This is a genomic window from Ramlibacter sp. (genome assembly GCF_035627355.1).
In the GTDB taxonomy this organism is placed as follows: Bacteria; Pseudomonadota; Gammaproteobacteria; order Burkholderiales; family Burkholderiaceae_C; genus Ramlibacter.
In genome coordinates, this window is sequence record NZ_DASPLW010000014.1 from 15,852 (window position 1) to 37,185 (window position 21,334).

The following is a 21,334-nucleotide window of genomic DNA, read 5'->3' on the forward strand; positions in this document are numbered from 1 at the left end:
GTCCCAAGATTACCAGCCGGTTATAGCGCCTGCCGGACGTTTCATTGGATCGAGGCAGCCGACCCGTGCGACAGTGGTCCGCCTGACGAGCCCCCACACTGTCCATGAGCGCCGACGACCGTCCGATCCGCAACGTGCTGTTCATCATGTGCGACCAGCTGCGCTGGGACTACCTGTCCTGCTACGGCCATCCCGTTCTGCAGACCCCGGCGGTCGATGAGCTGGCCAGGCGCGGCGTGCGCTTCGACGCCGCCTACGTGCAGTCGCCGGTGTGCGTGCCTTCGCGCATGAGCTTCTATTCCGGACGCTACGTCAGCAGCCACGGCGCCACCTGGAACCACGTGCCGTTCCCGGTCGGCCAGCTCACCCTCGGCGACCACCTGGCGCGCGCCGGACGCGAGGCCATCCTGGCCGGCAAGACGCACGTGATCCCCGACGTGGCCAGCCTGGAGCGGCTGGGCCTGCCGCGCGACTCGCGCGAGGCCCGCATGCGGCTGGACGGCGGCTTCGGCGAGCTCGACCGCTACGACGGGCACTCGCCCCCGGGCACCGAGTCCGGCTATGCCGACTACCTGCGCCGGCACGGCTACGACAGCCGCGATCCCTGGACCGAGTTCGTGGTCGGCGGCGTCGACCCGGCCGGCGGCCGCGCCGAAGGCTGGCTGCTGCGCAACGCCCACCTGCCGGCGCGCGTGGCCGAGGCCCATTCGGAAACCGCGTACATGACCGACCGCGCGCTCGCGTTCATGCGCGAGCAGGGCGACCGTCCCTGGGTGCTGCACCTGTCGTACATCAAGCCGCACTGGCCGCTGATGGCGCCGGCGCCCTACCACGCGATGTACCGCGATGCGGACACCGGCCGCATCGTGAAGGCCGACCCCGCGACCGAGAACGCGCACCCCGTGCTGCAGGCCTACCGCAAGGCCCACGACGACTGCCGCAGCTACGCGCGCGAGGACGTGGTGCGCCACGTGCGCCCGACCTACATGGGCCTGGTCAAGCAGGTCGACGACCACCTGCGCCGGGTGATCGACTACCTGGACGAGAGCGGCCGCGCCAAGGACACGCTGGTGGTGTTCACCGCCGACCACGGCGACCACCTGGGCGACCACGGCCTGGGCGAGAAGGAGCTGTTCTACGAGCAGGCGGTGCGCGTGCCCATGATCGTGGTCGATCCGCGCGCTTCGGCCGACCGCACCCGCGGCAGCGCCAGCGACGCATTTGTGGAAGGCATCGACGTCGTGCCCACCGTGCTGGACGCGCTCGGGCTCGATGCGGCGCGCCACGTGGTGGAAGGCCGCTCGCTGCAGCCGCTGCTGCATGGCGAGGGCGTCGCCGGCTGGCGCGATGCCGTGTTCAGCGAGCTCGACTATGCGTTCCGCGACGCACGCCACGTGCTGGGCCGGCCGGTGGACCAGTGCCGCGGCTGGATGGTGCGCACCCGGCGCTGGAAGTACGTGCACTGGCAGGGGCTGCGCCCGCAGCTGTTCGACCTGCAGCACGACCCGGACGAACTGGTCGACCTCGGCGATGCGCCGGGGCGCGGCCTGGACGCGGTGCGCGCGGAGATGAAGGACCGGCTGCTCGAGTGGCATTCGGCCCGCAAGGTGCGCACCACCGTCGACGAAGCGACGGTGGTGCGCAGGACCGAGGACTGGCGCGGCAACGGCCTGTTCATCGGTGTATGGTGAGGCGGCCGCCCCAAAAGGTGAATGCCCCGGTTGACTCCAGAACGACGCAGGAGACTTTCACATGATCAAGCATTGGATTCGCGGTGCGCTCACCGTGGCAGCACTGGTGGGCGCCGGCTCGGCCATGGCCGAGACCAAGCTGCTGTTCAGCACCTTCTTCCCGCAGACGCATCCGATCATCTCGAAGGTGATGGTGCCCTGGATGAAGGACGTCGAGGCGGCCACCCAGGGCCGGGTGAAGATCGAGATGGCCAGTGCCAGCCTGGCGCCGCCGCCCGGCCAGATGGACATGGTGCAGAAGGGCATCGCCGACGTCGCGCTGCAGTACACCGGCGTGGTGCCCAAGCGGCTGCAGCCCGAGCTGCTGACCGAACTGCCGGGCACCACCGGAACGTCCGCCGCCATGTCGCGCGCGCTCTGGGAGACGCACCAGAAGTACTTCGCCAAGGACAACCGCTACAAAGGCACCGAGCTGCTGTCGCTGTTCGTGTTCCCGACCCAGCACTTCTTCTGCCTGAACGAGTGCTTCACCACCATCGACCAGTTCCGCTCGGCCAAGATCGCGACCACGCCGGGGACGGCGGCGCGCCAGTACGGCGCCCTGACCTCGGGCATCGTGGCCGGGCCGGCGGTGCGCTACTTCGAAGTGGTGTCCAAGGGCATCGTCGACGGCTACGGGGCGATCACCGCGCCGGACATCTACTCCTTCAACCTCGCCCCCAGCACCAAGGGCATGCTGGAGCTCAAGGAGCTGGGCACCGCCGGCTCGTTCGCGCTGCTGATGAACGAGGGCAAGTGGAAATCGCTGTCGGCGGCCGACCGCGAGGCCATCTCCAAGCTCAGCGGTGCCGCGTTCACCGCCCGGCTGGCCGAGATGGACAAGGCCGACGAGGAAGCCCTGAAGAAGATGGCGGCCGGCGGCATCAAGATCTCCGAAGCCAACCCGGCGCTGCTGGCGGACCTGCGCAAGGCCTACGCCTTCCTCGAGGACGAGTGGGTCAAGGAAGCCGGCACCCGCGGCATCGACGGCAAGGCCGCGCTGCAGTTCTACCGCAGCCAGTTGCGCAAGTAAGTGGCCGGCGCCCCGACGACGGAGATGCCGCGCAGCCCGCGCGGGCTGGGCTGGCTCGAAGTCCTGGCCTGCCTGGCGCTGCTGGGCATGATGGTGATCGTCGCCGCCGACGTGACCGGTCGCTACCTGCTGGCGCGGCCCCTGCCCGGCGCCATCGAACTGGTCCAGTACACCATGGTGGTGGTCGTCTTCGCGGCCCTGCCCTCGGTGACGCTGCGGCGCCAGCACATCTCGCTGGACATCGTGCACGAGCGCCTGCGCGGCGCCGCGCGGCGGCTGCAGTGGGTACTGGTGTGCGGCGCCTCGGCCAGCGTGCTGGGCGTGCAGGCCTGGCTGCTGTGGCGCCGGTCGGAGACCATGCGCGAGAACCAGGACGTGATCGGCTACCTGAACATCCCGGTGCATCCGGCCGGCTACTTCATGTGCGCGCTGTCGCTGGTGGCGGCGCTGCTGGTCCTGCGCGAAGCGTTCCGGGCGCCTCCGGCGCCGAAGACGGCCTGAGGGACGGATCGCATGCTGATAGCCTCGATCGGGTTCGCGGTCCTGTTCCTGCTGGCGCTGGCCGGCCTGCCGCTGGGTTTCGCCATGGCCGCCGTCGGCCTGCTGGGCTTCGCCTGGTTCCGCGGCTTCGAGCCCGCGCTCGCCATGGCGGCCCAGCAGGTGGTGGACCTGGGCATGAACTACGGGCTGTCCGTGATCCCGCTGTTCGTGCTGATGGGATCCTTCATCTTCAAGGCCGGCGTGGCCGACGAGCTGTTCGGCACCGCGCAGCGCTGGTTCGGCGGCCTGCGCGGCGGCCTGGCCCATGCGTCGCTGGGCGCCTGCGCCGGCTTCGGCGCGGTCTGCGGCAGTTCGCTGGCGACCGCCGCCACCATGACGCGGGTGGCGGTGCCGGAGATGCGCCGCCACGGCTACGACCCGGCCTTCGCCGGCGCCACCATCGCCGCCGGCGGCACCATCGGGATCCTGATCCCGCCCAGCGTGCCCATGGTGATCTACGGCATCCTGACCGAGACCGACATCGGCAAGCTTTTCGCCGCGGGCGTGATCCCGGGCCTGCTGCTGACCGCCCTCTACATGGCCAACGTGTGGGTGAAGGCGCGCTTCCAGCCCGCGCTCATGGGCACGCGCACCAGCGCCAGCTGGGGCGAGCGGCTGGTCGCGCTGCGCGGCATCCTGCCCACGCTGCTGCTGTTCCTGTTCGTGTTCGGCGGCCTGTACGTGGGCGTCTTCACGCCCACCGAAAGCGCCGGCGTGGGCTCGGTCGGCGCGCTGCTGATCATGGCGCTGCGCCGCCGCGCCACGCTGAAGGCCATGCGCGAGGCGCTGCAGGAGTCGGTCGACATCACCGCCATCCTGCTGCCCGTGACCATTGGCGCCGCCATCTTCACCAACTTCCTGACCATGACCGGCCTGACCCAGCAGGCGGCCGACTGGGTGCAGTCGCTGCACATGTCGCCGGTCGGCGTGGTGCTGCTGATGTGCGGCGTCTACATCGCGCTGGGCTGCGTGTTCGACGGGCTGGCGATGATCTTCCTGACCATCCCGGTGTTCTTCCCCATCGTGGTCGGGCTGGGGCTGGACCCGATCTGGTTCGGCGTGATCGTGGTGATCGTGGTCGAGATGGGCCTGATCACGCCGCCCATGGGCATGAACGTGTTCGTGGTCAAGGGCCTGCTGCCCGAGGTGGGCACCTGGCGCATGTTCGCCAGCATCGGCGGGTTCGTGGTGGCGGCGACGATCTGCCTGCTGCTGGTGATCTGGCTGCCGCAGCTGTCGCTGTGGCTGCCGTCGATGATGCGATGAGCGGACGTGGACTTCCCCTGGCCGGCGTGACGGCCCTGGTGACCGGCGCAGCCGGCGGCATCGGCCGCGCGCTGGTCGACGAACTGCTGGCGCGCGGCGCCGCCCGCGTCCATGCGGCGGCGCGCCGCGACGTTGGCCCGTGGGCCGATGCGCGCGTGTCGCCGCTGGTGCTGGACATCACCGACGCCGCCGCGGTGCGCGAGGCGGCGGCGCGCTGCACCGGCGTGCAGCTGCTGGTCAACAACGCCGGCGTCAACCGCAACGCCTCGCTGCTGCGGGCGCCGGACCTGGACGCCGCGCGCGCCGAGATGGAGACCAACTACTTCGGCACCCTGGCCATGTGCCGTGCCTTCGCTCCCGTGCTGGCGGGCAACGGCGGGGGCTGCATCGTCAACGTGCTGTCGATCGCGGCCGAGGCCGGCATGCCGCCCATGGGCTCGCTTTGCGCCTCCAAGGCGGCGGCGCTGCGGATGACCGAGTGCCTGCGGGCCGAGCTGGCGGGCCAGGGCACGCAGGTGATGGCCGCGCTGCCCTCGGCGGTGGACACCGCGATGACGCGCCACCTGGACGGCCTGCCCAAGCTGCAGCCGGCCGAGGTGGCGCGGGCGATCTGCGACGGCATCGAGTCCGGGCAGGACTACCTGCTGGTGGGTGCGCCGGCCGAGCACATCGCGCGCCGGCTGCGCGAGGACCGGGCCGGGATGCTGGCGCAGCTGGGCGGGCGCTGAGGGCGCGGCGGTAAGAGACGGTGGTCCCCGAGCGGCGACTCAGGGTACTCAGGCAGGACGCCAAAGGCGGGCGCACTGGATTCCCGCCTTCGCGGGAATGACGAAGTGGCGGTCATCCCCGCGAAGGCGGGGATCCAGGGCATTGAGGCAGTCCGCGTCAGCGGGCGCACACTGGCCTCGAAGGCGACCTCAGTCCTTCTTCGCCAGGAAGTCGCCAATGGTCTCGTCGGTGTGGAACACCGGCTTCTCGTAGTAGTGCGGGCCGTCGTAGATCTCGATCAGCAGGCTGCGCTCGTGCGCGATGGTCGGGCCGTGCGGGTTGTCCTTGGGGTTGATGTAGAACGAGCCCGGCTTGAGCCGCAGGCCCACGTCCACGTACTCGTAGTCGCCTTCCAGGCAGTACATGAACTGGTTGGAGGCGTGCGAGTGCTTGACCGGGATGCGGCCGCCCTTCTGGTACTCCAGCAGCGCGATGCTCGCCCCCGTCTCCTGGTTCTTCCACAGGAAGTACTGGCGGAAGCCGTACTCGGGATAGTCGATCCACTTCGCCGGGTCCAGGTCTTCCTTGCGGATCAGCTGTTCCAGCGACTGCGCAACCGCTTGCTGGGGATGGGGCATGTTCATTGTCGTCACTCCAAAAGGCGGGCAGCCGGCGGCCGCCCCGTGCTCGAAGCCGGTGCGCGTGTCACCAGCGGTATTCGTGGTTGGCCCAGAACCCTTCCGGCAGCGCGTCGGCGCTCCAGTCGGGCGCGGCCATGCGGCCGTAGCGGCCGCCATGGAACAGCAGCGGCCGCGCGGGCGACGGCGCCTGGCGCAGGGCCCGCACTTCGCCGACGAACAGCGCGTGGTCGCCGCAGGCGTAGTCGTGCCGCAGGTCGGCGGCGATCTGCACCGAGGCGCCGGCCACCACCGGCAGGCCGTCCAGGCGCTCGAAGGCCGGCACGTGGTCGGGGCTGGGCTTGCCGGCAAAGTGGTTGCTGACCAGCTGCTGGGTGCAGGCCAGGATGCTGACGCCGAAGGTGCCGGCGGCGCGGATGCGCTCGCAGGCGCGGGCGCTGCAGGCGACCGACACCATCACCAGCGGCGGCTGCAGCGAGCCGGACATGAAGGCATTGGCGGTCATGGCGTGCGCCTCGCCGTCGCGCTCGGTGGAGATCACCACCACCCCGGTGGCGAACTGGCCCATGGCGTCGCGGAACTGGCGCTGGGTGAACACGCGCGCGGCTTCGTCCTGCGCCGCGATGCTGGCTTGCTCGACGGGGGGCATGGTGCTGTCGTCCTTCAACGCCGGCCGCGGGCTATCAGGTTGATGTCGTCCGGGTTGACCAGGTCCGGCGCGGTCCAGCCGTCCAGGTCGTACTCGTCCATGGCCGACTGGGCGAAGGCCTTGAAGCGGTCCAGGTTGCCCGAGCCCTGGGCAGCCCACAGGTTGGTCAGCCGGGTGATGTCGTTGCTGCCGATGTAGTTGATCTCGTACAGCTCGTGGCGGGCGCCGAACTCGGTGCCGATCGCGTCCCACAGCATCTTCATCACGCGCACCCGCTCGGTGGCCGGCGTGCCGCCGGAGCCGCGCAGGTACTTGTCGAGGTAGGCGCGGATCTCGGGCGTCTTGAAGTCGGCCGTGTGCGAGTTCAGGTAGATCAGCCCGCTGGCCACCACCTGTTCGATGATGTTCTTGACCTTGGGCATCGCCTCCTGGTTGAGCACGCGGTAGGCGCCGGCGAAGTGGGCGTCCGGGCGCACCATGTCGTTCCAGGGCACGGCGCTCTTGGCCATGGCATCCGACAGGGCCCAGAAGGCGTTGCGCCAGGCGATCACCTCACCCAGCTGCGCCTGCACGCCGTGGAAGCCCTTGGCGCCGGTGATCTCCAGCGCGCGCGTGAGCAGGCCGCAGATGAAGTCCATCTTGACGGCGAAGCGGGTGCAGCCGTGCAGCGACGCGCGCTCCAGGAAGCCGGAGCCGACGTTGAACTTGTTGGCCTGCTCCAGGTCGCCGTGCATGAACACGTCCTCCCAGGGCACGAACACGTTGTCCAGCACCAGGATGGCGTCGTTCTCGTCCAGCCGGGACGACAGCGGGTAGTCGAACGGGCTGCCGGTGGCGGCGGCGCGGAACTCGTTGGACACGCGGCACAGCAGCTTCACGCCCGGCGCGCCGGTGGGCACGATGAAGACGGGCGCGAACTTCGGGTCGGCGATCGGGACCTGCGCGATGTGGGCCACGAAGGTGAAGTGGGTCAGCGCGGAGTTGGTGGCCACCACCTTGGCGCCGCTGACGTACAGGCCGGCGTCGGTCTCCTTGACCACCTTGACGTAGACGTCCGAGCCGTCGGCGGTGGGCAGGTCGCGGTCCACCGGCGGATGCATGATGGCGTGGTTCACGTACCAGGTGCGCTGCTGTGCCTTGCGGTACCAGCGGCGGGCGTTCTCCTCGTACCCCTTGTAGAAGCCGGCGTTGGCGCCCAGCGTGCCGAGGAACGAGCCCTTGTAGTCGGGCGAGCGGCCCATCCAGCCCCAGGCGCACTTCTGCCAGTCGGCGATGGCGTCGCGCTGGGCGAGCTGCTCGGCCCCGTCGCGCGGCGCCCGGTAGAAGCGGTGGGTGAAGCCGCCGTCGTCGTTGGCCGTGGTCAGCACCGGCTGGCGCGCCGGGTCGTGCAGCGCGTCGTACATGCGCGCGACCATGCGGGCGGCGTTGCGGAAGGCCGGGTGCTCGGCCACCTTGGCTACGCGCTCGCCGTAGATCCAGACCTCGCGGCCGTCGTCGAGGCTGTCGAGGTACTCCCGTCCGGTGAAGGGGACGGCTTCGGACTGGCTCATGGTCGATCTCCTCGCGAAGGCCGCCCGGGCCGGGCGGCCGTGACGCTCACTCGAAAAAGTCCGGTGGCGGCTGCATGCCCCACTGGGTGGTTTCCTCGGCGCGCACCGAATAGCGCTGCGGCCGGTGTTCGTGGTTCACCACGTCGCCGTCCGTGTAGTGTTCCACGCGGAAGCCGTGCGGGTCACGCCAGTAGTCGAAGATCTGGCTGCCGATCAGGTGCCGGCCGACGCCACAGTCGAGCCGGTAGCCCTTCTGCTCCAGGTAGTCGTGCGCGCCCATGACGGCGTCGACGTCCTGCATCTCGAAGCTGCAGTGGTGGGCGCCGATGTCGGCCGCCTGCACCAGCAGCATGCTGTGGTGGTCCACCGCCTCGCTGCCGCGGTCGCAGCGCAGGAAGGTGCCGATCACCCGCTCGGGGTCGCCCGGCACGCCCATCACGTCGCTGGGCAGCAGGCCGAAGCGCTGCTGGAACCAGGCCAGGGTCTGGTCGTGGTCGCTCACCCGGATGACGAAGTGGCCCAGCCGCAGCACCAGCCCGGGCTCGCGCCTGGGCCGCAGCGAGGCGTTGAGGCGTTCCTTGCGCTCGCCGGCATTGAAGGGGTTGGGGCCGCGGTGCGGCAGCGGCTCGGCCTCGCGCTGCCCCCACACGGCCTCGATGAGGATGCCGTCGGGCGTATGCATCTGGACCCGGTAGCCGCCGCCCGGCGCGTCGCTGACCTGCTGCACCGGCGAGGAGCCCGGCATCTCGGCCAGCGCGTCCAGGTCGGCGCGGCTGGCCATGCGCAGCGCGCCGCCGAGGAAACGCGGCTCGGGGCCGCGCCGGGTGACGTGGATGTAGGGCTGCGGGCCGGCGCCGCGCAGGTACAGCACGTCCTCGGTCCGGGCCGCGGTGGCCAGGCCGAAGTCGTTCATGAAGGCTTCCATGCGGTCCAGGTCGGGCACCTGGTAGAGGACGTGGGCGACGTCGAGGGCCTTGGGCATGGCGGTGACCTCCTGTTTCACTGCGGGCGCAGCACGCTGACGTCGGCGTTGCCGACCATGTCGGGCGCGGTCCAGCCGCGCGTGTCGTACTCGGCCATGCAGGCATCGACCATGGCCTTCATCCGCTCGAGCTCGCCGCTGCCCTGGGCCTCGAACAGGTTGGCGAAGCGGGTGACGTCGTTGGAGCCGAGGTAGTTGATCTCGTACAGCTCGTGGCGGGCGCCGAACTCGGTGCCTATGCAGTCCCACAGCAGCTTCATGGTCTTGACGCGGGTCTCGGCGTCGATCCCGTTGCTGCCGCGCAGGTAGGTGTCCAGGCAGCTGCGCAGCTCCGGCACCTGGAAGTCGTCGGCGCTGGAGTTCAGGTAGATCAGCCCGCTGGCGATCACCGTCTCGATGATGTTCTTGATCGAGGGATAGGCGATCTGCGAGACGGTGCGGTAGGCCGCCGCGTAGCGCGCATCCGGCTGCACCATGCCCTGCCAGGGGATGTCGCTCTTGGCCATGGCGTCCGACAGGCCCCACATGGTGTTGCGCCAGGCCAGCACCTCGCCGAATTTGGACTGCACGCCGTGGAAGCCGGCGGCACCGGTGATGTCCAGCGCCTTGGCCAGGATGCCGCAGACGAAGTCCAGCTTGACGGCCAGCCGGGTGCAGCCGTGCATGGAGGCCCGGCTGTTGAAGCCGGAATCCGGCGCGAACCGGTTGGCCTGCTCGACGTTGCCGTGCAGGAAGACGTCCTCCCAGGGGATGAACACGTTGTCCAGCACCAGGATGGCGTCGTTCTCGTCCAGCCGCGAGGACAGCGGGTAATCGAACGGGCTGCCCAGCACGGCCGCGCGCTGCTCGTTGGACACGCGCGAGATCATCCGCACGCCGGGGGCGCCGGTGGGCACCATGAACACCGGCGCGTAGGCCGGGTCCTTGATCGGGATCTGGCCGGCGTGCGCGACGAAGGTGTAGTGCGTCAGCATGGAGCCGGTGGCCACCACCTTGGCGCCGCTGACGAAGATGCCGGCGTCGTTCTCCTTGACCACCCGGATGAACACGTCGGAGCCGTCGGCGCTGGCGCGGGCACGGTCCACCGGCGGGTTCATGATCGCGTGGTTGATGTACCAGGTGCGCTCCTGGGCCTTGCGGTACCAGCGCAGCGCGTTCGCCTCGTAGCCCTTGTAGAAGGCCGAGTTGGCGCCCAGCGTGCCGAGGAAGCTGCCCTTGTAGTCGGGCGAGCGGCCCATCCACCCGTAGGCGATGCGCTGGAACTCGGCGATCGCGTCGCGCGAGGCGACCTGCTCCTGCACCGTGCGCGGCGCCTGGAAGAAGCGGTGCGTGAAGCCGCCCCATTCGGTGGGCGCCGTCAGCACCTCGCGCCGCGCCGGGTCGTGCAGCGCGTCATACATGCGCGCGATCATGCGGGCCGAGTTGCGGAAGGCCGGGTGCTCGGCGATGTTCTTGACCCGCTGGCCGTAGATCCAGACCTCGCGGCCATCGTTCAAACTCTCGAGGTACTCCTGGCCAGTGAAGGGAATCAAGGTTTCGGGCTTCGTCCGGGCGTTCATGGCGGGCTCCAGGTGGGGGTCCAGCAAGGGGTGCGCGCAGCGACCACAGTCGCGGCACGGCCTATGGTCGGCCGGGCCAGCGATGACGTCCATTGACAATTCGGGCGCGGGCCTATTACGGGATGGTTATTGCCGCGGCCCGCGCGGGCGCTGTGCTCAGCCGTGCCGGCTGCGCGCGGCGGCGAGGAAGTCCTGCAGCAGCGGGGTGTCGTCCACCACGTCCAGGTCGGGGCGGTGCAGCTCCGGATGCCACTGGACCGCCGCGATCCAGGCCTCGCCCGTGTGGCGGATGGCCTCGATCACGCCATCGTCGGGCGAGAGGGCCTCGACGGCGAAGCCCGGGGCCAGGTCCTTGATGCCCTGGTGGTGGACGCTGTTGGTGCGGTGCCGCCGCGCGCCCAGCAGCTGCGCCAGCCGGGTGCCGGGCAGCACGTCGACCTCGTGGAAATGCAGGTCGTAGGCCTTGGCGTCGCGGTGCACGCGGGCGCCCGGCTTCTGGGTCACGATGTCCTGGTAGAGCGTGCCGCCATGCGCCACGTTGACCAGCTGCAGCCCCCGGCAGATGCCGAACACCGGCTTGCCGGCGGCGACGAAGGCGCGCACCAGCGCGAGGTCGTATTCGTCGCGCAGGCGGTCGCCGCTCCACTCGGGGCGCAGCGGCTCCTCGCCGTAGCTGCCGGGCCAGATGTCGGCGCCGCCGTGCAGCAGCAGGCCGTCGAGCCAGCCCGCGTAGTCGTCCAGCCCCACGTCGCCCCGGGCCGTCTCGCCGAAGGGCGAGGGCACCATCACCGGCAGCGCGCCCTGCGACATCAGCCAGTGCGCGGTGGACTGCTCGATCCACTGCAGCGTCTTGCTGGACGCCGCGGTGCGCTGCGGGTCCGGGTGGAAGAAGCAGGCGCTGATCCCGATCTTGAGCCTGTCGCCCGTCCTGCCTCTGCTCACATCGCCTCCTCGAAGAATCGCCTGAAATCGGCCGGCGTGCACGGCCGCGGGTTGGTGCGGTGGCAGATGTCGCCGCTGGCGACCTCCACCAGCCGCGGCAGCTGCTCCGCCTGCACGCCGTGCGCCGCCAGGCGCCCGCGGATGCCGATGTCATCCTTGAGCGCGCGCAGCCAGTCCACCAGGGCCGGGCCGCCGCCGGCCACGCCGCAGGCGTGCGCCAGCTCGTCGAATTTCGCGGGCACGGCCTCGCGATTCCAGTCCAGCACGGTGTCGATCATGAGGGCATTGGCCAGGCCATGGTGCAGGTGGCAGACGGCGCCCAGCGCGTGGGCGCAGGCATGGACGGCGCCCAGGTCCTTCTGGAAGGCGACGGCGCCCATCATGGCCGCCACCAGCATGTCGCCGCGCGCCTGCAGATCGTGCGGTTCGTGCACGGCCTGCGGCAGGGCCCGGGCCGCGATCCGGGCGCCCTCCAGCGCGATGCCGTCGCACAGGGGGTGGTAGACAGGCGACAGGTAGCTCTCGATGGCGTGCGTCAGGGCGTCCATGCCGGTGGCGGCGGTCACCGCCGGCGGCAGGTCCAGCGTCAGTTCCGGGTCGGCGAACACCTGCCGGGCCAGCAGGGCCGGGCCGAAGATCACGCGCTTCAGGTGGGTGTCGTCCTCCGCGATCACGGCGGAGCGGCCCACTTCCGAGCCGGTGCCGGCGGTGGTGGGCAGCGCCACGAACCAGGGCAGGTCGCCCTCGATGGGGCGCACCCGCGGGTGGTCCCAGGCGTACTCGAGGACGTGGCCCGCGCGGGTGGCGGCCAGCCCGACCACCTTGGCCACGTCCAGTGCCGCGCCGCCGCCGAAGCCGATCACGCAGTCGGCGCCGTGCGCGCGGAAGGCCGCTGCGCCGTCCATCACCTGCCGCGCCGTCGGGTTGCCCGCCACGCCGGCGTACACCGACACCGACAGCCCCTGCAGGTGCGAACGGAACTCGGCCAGCAGCGGCAGCGCCGCCAGGGCGCTGTCGGTGACCAGCAGCGGCCGGCCCAGCCCGCGCTCGCGCAGATGGCCCGCGACCTCGCGGCGCACGCCGGGGCCGAAGCGGATCGCGGTCGGGAAGGCGAAGTGGGCGACCGGCATTCAGATCACTTCGAAGTAGCGTTTCAGTTCCCAGTCGGTCACCGCATCCTGCCATTGCCGCCATTCCCATTCGCGCGTGGCGGCGAAATGGTCGACGAAGGCATCGCCCAGCCAGTCGCGGGCGATCGCCGACTGGCGGAAGATGCGGGTGGTCTCGATCAACGAGCGCGGCGCCGCGGGGATGTCCTCGGCGCCCTGGTTGGTGCCGGTGATCGGGGGCGTGCCGAGTTCCAGTTCCTGTTCGACGCCGTGCAGGCCGGCCGCGATCACCGCCGCCATCGCCAGGTAGGGATTGATGTCGGCGCCGGGGCAGCGCGTCTCCAGCCGGGTGGACTTGGGCGAGCCGGCGATCACACGGAAGCTGGCCGTGCGGTTGTCGACGCCCCAGGTCGGCTTGACCGGCGCCCAGAAGCCCTCGACCAGCCGCTTGTAGCTGTTGATGGTGGGCCAGAACAGGGGCGCGAACTCCAGCAGGCATTGCAGCTGGCCTGCCAGCCAGTGCTCGAACAGCCGGCTCATGCGGCGCGGTGCGTTGGCATCGAAGAACAGGTTGGTGCTGCCGTCCGACAGGCTCTGGTGGATGTGGCCGCTGCAGCCTGGGTACTGCTGGCTCCACTTGGCCATGAAGCTGGGCATGATGCCGAAGCGCTTGCCGATCTCGCGCGCGCCGGTCTTGAACAGGATGGAGCGGTCGGCCTGCTCCAGCGCCTCCGAGAACACGAGCGCGGCTTCGTAGACGCCGGGCCCGGTCTCGGTGTGCAGGCCCTCGATCGGCACGCGGAAGGCCTGCATCTCGTCCATGAGCGCATGGAAGAAGCCGGGGTTGTCGGCCATGCGCAGGATGGAGTAGCCGAACATGCCGGGCGTGATCGGCTCCGGCGGTTGCCCGCGCTTGGCGGCCCAGGATTGCGGCGTCTCGCGGAAGTTGAACCACTCGAACTCCATGCCCGCCATCACGGTGTAGCCGAGCTTTTCGGCGCGGGCCAGCACCCGCTTGAGCGCCTGGCGCGGGCACAGGGCGTGCGGCGAGCCGTCGGCGTTGACGAACTCGCCCAGGAAGAAAGGCACGCCCTGGTCCCAGGGCACGTGGCGTGCGGTGTCCAGGTCGATGCGCACCTGCGCATCCGGGAAGCCGTGCTGCCAGCCGGTCGCCGTGGTGTTGTCGTACGGGTTGTCCAGCATGTCCCAGCCGAACACCACGTCGCAGAAGCCGAAGCCGCCCTCACAGGCGGCCATGAACTTGTCGATGTGCAGGTACTTGCCGCGCAGCACGCCATCGATGTCGCTGACCGCCACCTTGACCTGGGTGGCGCCTTCCTTCTTCAGGGCAGCGAGCGCCGGGTGGAGGCGGGCATTCGGCATCGGGTGCAGGTGGACGGTGTCGGATCAATGCTGGCACGGATCGCGCCCGGCCGGGGCGGCGCGCAATGGTCGAGTTGCGCCCTTGCCGATTCCGGGCTGCTCTAATCGGTCCATGCCGCGGTCCCGCCCCGTCCCATGTCCTCCGCGGGCCTGAGCTGGGGCGTCGCGGGCGCGGTGCTGTTCGGCGCGCTGCTGCACGCCGGCTGGAACGCGCTGGTCAAGTCGGGCCGCGACAAGGCGCTGGACATGGCGCTGCTGCAGCTGCTCGGCTCGGTGCTGGGGCTGCCGCTGGTCGCGCTGGCGGGCTGGCCGCCGGCCGCCGCCTGGCCGTGGCTGCTGGCCTCGGTGGCCATCCACATCGGCTACTACGTCGCCCTCGCCGGGGCCTACGAGCACGGCGAGCTCGGGTTGGCCTATCCCCTGATGCGCGGCTCGGCGCCGGTGCTGGTGGCGATGGCCTCGGCGCTGGCGCTGGGCGAGACGCCGTCGCTCGCCAGCTGGGCCGGGGTGCTGGGGGTGTGCATCGGCGTGCTGGTGCTGGGCTTGTCAACGGCCGGGCTGCACAGCCGCCGGGCAGTCGGTTTCGCGCTGGCCAACGCGGTGATCATCGCCCTGTACACGGTGGTCGATGCGCTGGGCGTGCGGGCCGCCACGCGCGGCGGCGGCACCGCCTGGCAGTACGTCGCGGCGCTGTTCGCGCTGGACGGCTGGCTCTACACCGCGCTGGTGTGGCGCCGCCGGGGCTGGGCGGCGGCCTGGCCGCATGCACGCGCCCGCGCGGTGCTGGCTGCGGGCGGCGCCGCGGCGTCCATGGGTTCCTACGGCATCGCGCTGTGGGCGATGACCCGGGCCCCGGTGGCCACCGTGGCAGCCCTGCGCGAGACCTCGGTGCTGTTCGCGGCGCTGCTGGGGACCTGGCTGCTGAAGGAAGCCTTCACCCCGCGCCGCGCCGTGGGCACGGCGCTGGTGCTGGCCGGCGTGGTGTCGCTGCGGCTGGGGTGAGTGCGGCGCTCAGGCCGCCGTTTCGCGCTGGGTCGCCAGCACGTCGCTGCGCAGGCGGCTGGGCGCCAGCGCGCCGGCCGATTCCAGGATCGGGTAGGCGATCGAGCAGATGTGCGAGTTGATCCGCTTGAGGTCGCTGATCAGGTCGATGTGCAGCGAGCTGGTTTCTATGCTCTGCACGCTGTTGTCCGCCAGCCGCGACAGGTGGGTGGAGGCGAAGGCGTGCTCCAGGTCGCGGAAGCGCGCCTTCTCCTCCAGCAGTTTCTGGGCGTCGCGCACCGAGCCGTTGAGGAACACGCTCATGCCCAGGCGCAGGTTGTCGATCAGGCGCGCGTGCAACTCGCAGATCTCGGCCATGCCGGCGTCGGAGAAGCTCCGGCCCTTGCGGATCTTCTTGTCCTCGATGTCTATCAGCACCCGCTCGACCGTGTCGCCGATCTGCTCCATGTTGATGGTGAAGCTGACGATGTCGGTCCAGCGCCGGCTTTCCTCCTCGCCCAGTTCCTCGCGCGAGATCTTGGTCAGGTAGTACTTGATGGCCGAATACAGCTCGTCCACCGTGTCGTCGAGCTTGCGCAGGTCCTGCGACAGCCGCATGTCGTCGGTCTTCACCACGGTCAGCATGCCCTGCAGCATGGTCTCGACCACGTCGGCCTGGTGCAGCGCCTCGCGCGCCGCGCAGGAGATGGCCAGCGACGGCGTGCCCAGCGCGGAGGGGTCCAGGTGGTGCGGGCGGCCGCTGGGCGGCCGCTGGGGCTGCGGCAGCCAGCGCACCACCAGGCGCGCCACCGGGTGGATGAAGGCGATCAGCAGTACCCCCATCACGATGTTGAAGCTCAGGTGGAACAGCACCACCGTGGTGGCGAGGTCGCCCAGGAAGGGGCGCAGGTAGCGCAGCCACAGGCCGATCACGGGCGCGGCCAGCAGCACGCCGATGCACTTGAAGATCAGGTTGCCCAGCGGCACGTGCCGCACCTGCACCGGCGAGCGAGCCGTGGTCAGCACCCCCAGCAGGCCGCTGCCCAGGTTGGCGCCCAGCACCAGGCCCAGCGCCATGTCGATCGGCACGAAGCCGGTGGACGCCAGCGCTGCCACCAGCAGCACGGTGGCCAGGCTGGAATAGGACAGCACCGCCAGCACGGCGCCCACGGTGATCTCCAGCAGCAGGTCGCTGCTGACCGACTCCAGCAGCGCCTTGACCACCGGCGACTGCACCATGATCTGGGTGGACTCGGACACCAGCCGCAGCGCCAGCAGCATCAGCCCCAGGCCGATCAGCACCCGGCCGAAGCGGCCCACGTTGGTGTCGGTGCGCGAGATGAACAGCACCACGCCGACGAAGATCAGCAGCGGCGACAGCCAGGACAGGTCGAATGAGAACACCACCGTGACCAGGCTGGTGCCGACGTCGGCCCCCAGCATCACGGCCAGCGCCAGCGGCAGCGTGATCAGGCCCTGGCCGACGAACGCGGACACGATCAGCGCGGTGGCGGTGCTCGATTGCAGCAGCGCCGTGACCCCGACGCCGGCCACGGCCGCCGTGTAGCGGTTGCTGATGCTGCGCGCGAGGATTTGGCGGAGGTTGGCGCCGAAGACGCGCAGGATGCCGGTCCGGACGAGATGGGTGCCCCAGACCAGCAGCGCGACCGCCGCCAGCAGATTCAACAGATGCTTCATGCCTGAAGCATCGGATGATACGACGCAGGTTCCTGTTTGCGGCGCGGGCTCAGCGGCTTCGGCGCACGCGCAACAGTTCGTCCAGGATCAGGCTGGCGGCCCCCACGGTGATGGCGGCGTCGGCCACGTTGAAGGCCGGGAAGTACCAGCCGCGCCAGTGCAGCTGCAGGAAGTCCACCACGTAGCCGTGCAGCAGCCGGTCGACCACGTTGCCGACCGCCCCGCCCAGGATGCAGGCCAGCGCGAAGGAGAACAGCCGCTGCCCCGGGTGGGTGCGCAGCATCCAGAGGATGAACAGCGTGGCCGCCACCCCGATGCCGGTGAACAGCCAGCGCTGCCAGCCGGACGCGGCCGCCAGGAAGGAGAAGGCGGCACCGGTGTTGTGCACCCGCACGATGTTGAAGAAGGGCGCCACGTAGGTGGAGTCGCCCGGCTGGTACCAGCCCAGGATCAGCACCTTGGTGAACTGGTCGGCGATGAACAGGATCAGCGCCAGCCCCAGCCAGGGCAGCATCCCGCCGCCCGCGGTGCTGCGGGCGAAGCCGCGGGACGCCATCAGGCGTGCTGCCGGTCTTCGCCGGCGCCGAACAGGTTGCTCGTGCAGCGGCCGCAGATCTGCGGGTGCGCCGGGTCGCTGCCGACGTCGGCGCGCCAGTGCCAGCAGCGCTCGCACTTGGTGTCGGGCGAGGGCGTGGCCCGGACCGACAGCTCGTCGCCCGGTTGCAGCGCCACGGCCGAGGCGATGAAGACGAACTTCAGGTCCTCGCCCAGGCTTTGCAGCAGCTGCAGGTCGGCCGGCGGCGCGGTGACCACCAGGTTGGCCTGCAGCGAGGAGCCGAGCTGGCCGGTGGCGCGCACCGCCTCGATCTCCTTGTTGGCCAGGTCGCGGATGGCCCGGATGCGGTCCCAGCGCGCCAGCAGCCCGGGGTCGGGCGAGCCGATCTCGGCGTACTCCTCGATGAAGATCGAATCGGAATGGCCGAACACCTGCCAGGCCTCTTCCGCCGTGAAGCTGAGGAAGGGTGCCATCCAGCGCAGCATGGCGTGGGTGATGTTCCACAGCGCGGTCTGGGCGCTGCGGCGGGCGTGCGACTTGGGCGCGGTGGTGTAGAGCCGGTCCTTGAGCACATCCAGGTAGAACGCGCCCAGGTCCTCCGAGCAGTAGACCTGCAGCTTGGCCACCACCGGGTGGAACTCGTACACCTCGTAGTGGGCCAGCACCTCGGCCTGGAACTGCGAGGCGCGGCTCATGGCGTAGCGGTCGATCTCCAACATCTCGGAGAAGGGCACCGCGTCCTTGGCCGGGTCGAAGTCGCTGACGTTGGCCAGCAGGAAGCGCAGGGTGTTGCGGATGCGCCGGTAGGCGTCCACCACCCGTGCCAGGATCTTGTCGTCGCCGGCGATGTCGCCCGAGTAGTCGGAGGCGGCCACCCACAGCCGGATGATCTCGGCGCCCAGCTTCTTCCAGGTCGCCTGCGGATCCACCCCGTTGCCCAGCGACTTGCTCATCTTGCGGCCCTGGGCGTCCACCGTGAAGCCGTGCGTGAGCAGGCCGCGGTAGGGCGCGCGGCCGTACATGGCGCAGGCCGTCAGGAGGGCGGAGTGGAACCAGCCGCGGTGCTGGTCGTGGCCTTCCAGGTACAGGTCGGCCTCGGGGCCGTGCTCGTGGGCGGCGCCGGCGTGCGAGCCCTTGAGCACCGTGGTGTGGGTGGTGCCGGAGTCGAACCAGACCTCCAGGATGTCGCTGCTGCGGGTGTAGGCGGTCGCGTCGGCCGCGGCGCCCACCCGGGCCAGCACGTCCTCGGGCGAGGCCTTGCTCCAGGCCTCGATGCCGCCGGCCTGCACCATGTCGGCGGCGATGTCCAGGATCTCCATCGTCCTGGGATGCAGCTCGCCCGTGTCCTTGTGCAGGAAGAAGGGCAGGGGCACGCCCCAGCTGCGCTGGCGGCTGATGCACCAGTCGGGCCGGCCGGCGATCATGTCGCGCAGCCGGGCCTTGCCGTTCTCGGGGTAGAAGCTGGTCTCCTCGATCGCGGCCAGCGCCATCTGGCGCAGCGTGGCCGGCGCCTTGTCCTTGGTGAAGACGCCTTCGCCCTCGTCCATGCGCACGAACCACTGGGCAGCGGCGCGGTAGATCACCGGCGACTTGTGGCGCCAGCAGTGCGGGTAGCTGTGCGACAGCGGCGCGGTGGCGAACAGCCGGCCGGCCTTGTCCAGCGCGTCGATGATCGCCGGCACCGCCTTCCAGATGTTCTGGCCGCCGAACAGGGCGAGGTCGGCCGCGTAGCTGCCGTTGCCCTGCACCGGGTTGAGGATGTCGTCGTAGGCCAGCCCGTGCGCCACGCAGCTGTTGAAGTCGTCCACGCCGTAGGCCGGCGAGGAGTGGACGATGCCGGTGCCGTCGTCCGCGGTCGCGTAGTCGGCCAGGTAGACCGGCGACAGGCGGCGGTAGGCCGGATCGACCTCGTACAGCGGATGCCGGAAGGCCAGGTCGGCGAGCCGCTCGCCCTTGACGGTGGCGAGCACGGTGCCACCCTGCAGGTGGAAGCGCTCCAGGCATTGCTCGACCAGCGAGCTGGCCAGCACCAGGCAGCCGCGGGCGGTGTCCACCAGCGAGTAGTCCAGCTCGGGGTTCAGGTTCAGCGCCTGGTTGGCCGGGATGGTCCAGGCGGTGGTGGTCCAGATGACGGCGAAGACGGGCTTGTCCGCCGCCGCCGGCAGGCCGAAGGCCGCAAAGACCTTGGCAGGCTCGTTCGCCAGGAAGCCCACGTCCAGCGTCTGGCTCTGCTTGTCGGCGTACTCGATCTCGAACTCGGCCAGCGAGGAGCCGCAGTCGAAGCACCAGTAGACCGGCTTCAGGCCGCGGTAGACGAAGCCGCGCTCGATCACCCGCTTGAAGGCGCGGATCTCGTCGGCCTCGTTGCGGAAGTCCATGGTGCGGTAGGGATGGTCCCAATCGCCCAGCACGCCCAGCCGCTTGAAGTCGGCCATCTGGATGGCGATCTGCTCGGTCGCGAACGCGCGGCTCTTGGCCTGCATCTCGTCGCGCGGCAGGTTGCGGCCGTATTTCTTCTCGATCGCGTTCTCGATCGGCAGCCCGTGGCAGTCCCAGCCGGGAATGTAGGCGGCGTCCAGCCCCTTGAGCTGGCGCGACTTGACGATCATGTCCTTCAGGACCTTGTTGACCGCGTGCCCCATGTGGATCTGCCCGTTCGCATAGGGGGGACCGTCGTGCAGGATGAATTTCTGGCGGCCCTTGCGCGCGTCGCGCAGGCGCTTGTACAGGCCCTGCTCCTCCCACTGCTGCACCCAGCCCGGCTCGCGACGGGGCAGGTCGCCCCGCATCGGGAACGGCGTGTCGGGCAGGTTGAGGGTGGCGCGGTAGTCGGTCTTGTCGGTCATGGGAAGCCTCGGCGGTGCATCGGGAGAGAGGTCATGCCGGGCCGCCCCGGCACCCACGTCCGGCCGGACGTGGCATGTTGCGGGCCGGGCCCGCAATGGCACCGCTTCAAATTCGGTCGCGCGTGGTCTGCCGCCGCGTTTCGGCGTGCGTGGAAGCGAAGAACGCGCGCGCCTCCTCGCAGTCGCGCGCGATGCCTTCCTTGAGGTCGTCGAGACTGTCGTATCGCAGTTCGTCGTGCAGCTTGTGCAGCAGTTCCACGCGGATGATTTTACCGTAGCCCCCCTCCAGGCCGAGCTGCTGCGGCCACTCCAGGCAGTGCGTCTCCAGCAGCACGCGCCCGCCGTTGACGTCCTTCGGATCGAGGGACGGCCGGATGCCCAGGTTGGCCACGCCGGCCAGCGGCCGGTCCGCCAGCCCGTCCACCAGCACCGCGAAGATGCCGCTGGCCGCCGGCTTCCAGTGCGAGAAGCGCAGGTTCACGGTGGGGAAGCCCAGCTCGCGGCCGAGCTTGCGACCGTGCACCACGTGGCCGCTGATGCTGTAGGGCCGGCCGAGCAGGGCGGCCACCCCGTCCATGTCGCCGCGGGCCAGCGCTTCCCGCACGGCCGAGCTGGACACGCGCAGGTTGTGGACCTCGTAGCTGTTCATGCGGGCGACGTCGAAGCCCTCGCGGCGGCCGGCCTCGTCGAGCATGGCGTAGTCGCCGGCGCGTTTGGCGCCGAATCGGAAGTCGTCGCCCACCAGCACGTAGCGCGCGCCCAGCCCGTCCACCAGCACCTGCTGGATGAAGGCCTCGGACGCCTGGCTGGACAGGCGGGCGTCGAAGCGCAGCACCACGCACTGGTCCACCCCGCAGGCAGCCAGCTCCGACAGCTTGTCGCGCAGGGTGGCGATGCGCGCCGGCGCCAGCTCGGGCTTGCGCGCCACGCGCGCGAAGTAGTCGCGCGGGTGCGGCTCGAAGGTCAGCACGCAGCTGGGCACGCCGCGGTGGCGCGCCTCGTTGTTCAGCAGCGCCAGCATGGCCTGGTGGCCGCGGTGCACGCCATCGAAGTTGCCGATGGTCACGGCAGAGGCCGGCGCAATGCCCGGGTGGTGGAGGCCTCGGAAGATCTGCATCCTGCGTTCGGTATCGTTTTGATAGCAGCCCGCGCGCGATCCGAAAG

Annotated in this window: 18 protein-coding genes; 6 read left to right on the forward strand and 12 right to left on the reverse strand. The window is 70.2% G+C overall.

Features of this window, described 5'->3' with window-relative positions; all coding sequences use genetic code 11:
• The first annotated feature begins 104 nt into the window (after nt 1–104).
• From VEC03_RS05120 to VEC03_RS05140, 5 genes are all read left to right on the forward strand, one after another.
• Nucleotides 105–1,691 carry a sulfatase-like hydrolase/transferase gene (locus VEC03_RS05120; RefSeq protein WP_324913194.1) on the forward strand — a complete coding sequence of 529 codons (1,587 nt, stop codon included), beginning with the start codon at nt 105–107 and terminating at the stop codon, nt 1,689–1,691.
• A 61-nt stretch (nt 1,692–1,752) separates the two neighbouring features.
• Complete coding sequence (gene dctP / locus VEC03_RS05125) at nt 1,753–2,763, forward strand: TRAP transporter substrate-binding protein DctP (protein WP_324913196.1); 1,011 nt, start codon at nt 1,753–1,755, stop codon at nt 2,761–2,763.
• Between the two features lie 24 nt (nt 2,764–2,787).
• Complete coding sequence (locus VEC03_RS05130) at nt 2,788–3,264, forward strand: TRAP transporter small permease (RefSeq protein ID WP_324913198.1); 477 nt, start codon at nt 2,788–2,790, stop codon at nt 3,262–3,264.
• A gap of 12 nt (nt 3,265–3,276) precedes the next feature.
• Complete coding sequence (locus VEC03_RS05135; RefSeq protein WP_324913200.1) at nt 3,277–4,569, forward strand: TRAP transporter large permease; 1,293 nt, start codon at nt 3,277–3,279, stop codon at nt 4,567–4,569.
• A complete protein-coding gene (locus tag VEC03_RS05140; RefSeq protein WP_324913202.1) occupies nt 4,566–5,297 on the forward strand; it encodes an SDR family NAD(P)-dependent oxidoreductase in 732 nt (243 codons plus the stop codon). Before VEC03_RS05135 ends, VEC03_RS05140 begins: the two co-directional genes overlap by 4 nt.
• Before the next feature lie 189 nt (nt 5,298–5,486).
• Here VEC03_RS05140 and VEC03_RS05145 read toward each other — a convergent pair whose 3' ends face one another.
• The 8 genes from VEC03_RS05145 to VEC03_RS05180 all read right to left on the reverse strand — a co-directional run bounded on the left by VEC03_RS05145 (nt 5,487) and on the right by VEC03_RS05180 (nt 14,089).
• Nucleotides 5,487–5,921, reverse strand: a complete 435-nt coding sequence (locus tag VEC03_RS05145) for a cupin domain-containing protein (RefSeq protein WP_324913204.1) — start codon at nt 5,919–5,921, stop codon at nt 5,487–5,489.
• 61 nt (nt 5,922–5,982) lie between these two features.
• On the reverse strand, nt 5,983–6,564 hold the full coding sequence (locus VEC03_RS05150; RefSeq protein WP_324913206.1) for a flavin reductase family protein: 582 nt from the start codon (nt 6,562–6,564) through the stop codon (nt 5,983–5,985).
• Between the two features lie 14 nt (nt 6,565–6,578).
• Nucleotides 6,579–8,114, reverse strand: coding sequence for a 4-hydroxyphenylacetate 3-hydroxylase N-terminal domain-containing protein (locus tag VEC03_RS05155; protein ID WP_324913208.1), 1,536 nt, complete (start codon nt 8,112–8,114; stop codon nt 6,579–6,581).
• A 46-nt stretch (nt 8,115–8,160) separates the two neighbouring features.
• Complete coding sequence (locus tag VEC03_RS05160; RefSeq protein ID WP_324913210.1) at nt 8,161–9,096, reverse strand: VOC family protein; 936 nt, start codon at nt 9,094–9,096, stop codon at nt 8,161–8,163.
• A gap of 17 nt (nt 9,097–9,113) precedes the next feature.
• Nucleotides 9,114–10,655 (reverse strand): 4-hydroxyphenylacetate 3-hydroxylase N-terminal domain-containing protein, encoded by a 1,542-nt coding sequence (locus VEC03_RS05165; RefSeq protein ID WP_324913212.1) that lies wholly within the window; start codon nt 10,653–10,655, stop codon nt 9,114–9,116.
• A 156-nt stretch (nt 10,656–10,811) separates the two neighbouring features.
• A complete protein-coding gene (locus tag VEC03_RS05170; protein ID WP_324913214.1) occupies nt 10,812–11,597 on the reverse strand; it encodes a type 1 glutamine amidotransferase in 786 nt (261 codons plus the stop codon).
• Nucleotides 11,594–12,727: an iron-containing alcohol dehydrogenase gene (locus tag VEC03_RS05175; RefSeq protein WP_324913216.1), complete on the reverse strand. Its 1,134-nt coding sequence runs from the start codon at nt 12,725–12,727 to the stop codon at nt 11,594–11,596. The genes VEC03_RS05170 and VEC03_RS05175 overlap by 4 nt, the downstream gene beginning before the upstream one ends.
• A complete protein-coding gene (locus VEC03_RS05180) occupies nt 12,728–14,089 on the reverse strand; it encodes a glutamine synthetase family protein (RefSeq protein WP_324913218.1) in 1,362 nt (453 codons plus the stop codon).
• Nucleotides 14,090–14,224: 135 nt separating this feature from the next.
• Here VEC03_RS05180 and VEC03_RS05185 point away from each other — a divergent pair, with 135 nt between their 5' ends.
• Nucleotides 14,225–15,091 (forward strand): EamA family transporter, encoded by an 867-nt coding sequence (locus VEC03_RS05185; RefSeq protein ID WP_324913220.1) that lies wholly within the window; start codon nt 14,225–14,227, stop codon nt 15,089–15,091.
• Nucleotides 15,092–15,100: 9 nt separating this feature from the next.
• On the opposite strand, the gene VEC03_RS05190 is transcribed toward VEC03_RS05185, so the two are convergent.
• The 4 genes from VEC03_RS05190 to VEC03_RS05205 form a co-directional block, all read right to left on the reverse strand.
• A complete protein-coding gene (locus VEC03_RS05190) occupies nt 15,101–16,768 on the reverse strand; it encodes a Na/Pi cotransporter family protein (RefSeq protein ID WP_324913221.1) in 1,668 nt (555 codons plus the stop codon).
• Between the two features lie 49 nt (nt 16,769–16,817).
• Nucleotides 16,818–17,324 (reverse strand): signal peptidase II, encoded by a 507-nt coding sequence (lspA, locus tag VEC03_RS05195; RefSeq protein WP_324913223.1) that lies wholly within the window; start codon nt 17,322–17,324, stop codon nt 16,818–16,820.
• Nucleotides 17,324–20,170, reverse strand: a complete 2,847-nt coding sequence (ileS, locus tag VEC03_RS05200) for an isoleucine--tRNA ligase (RefSeq protein ID WP_324913225.1) — start codon at nt 20,168–20,170, stop codon at nt 17,324–17,326. Before ileS ends, lspA begins: the two co-directional genes overlap by 1 nt.
• Nucleotides 20,171–20,276: 106 nt before the next feature.
• Complete coding sequence (locus tag VEC03_RS05205; protein WP_324913227.1) at nt 20,277–21,287, reverse strand: bifunctional riboflavin kinase/FAD synthetase; 1,011 nt, start codon at nt 21,285–21,287, stop codon at nt 20,277–20,279.
• Nucleotides 21,288–21,334 lie beyond the last annotated feature (47 nt).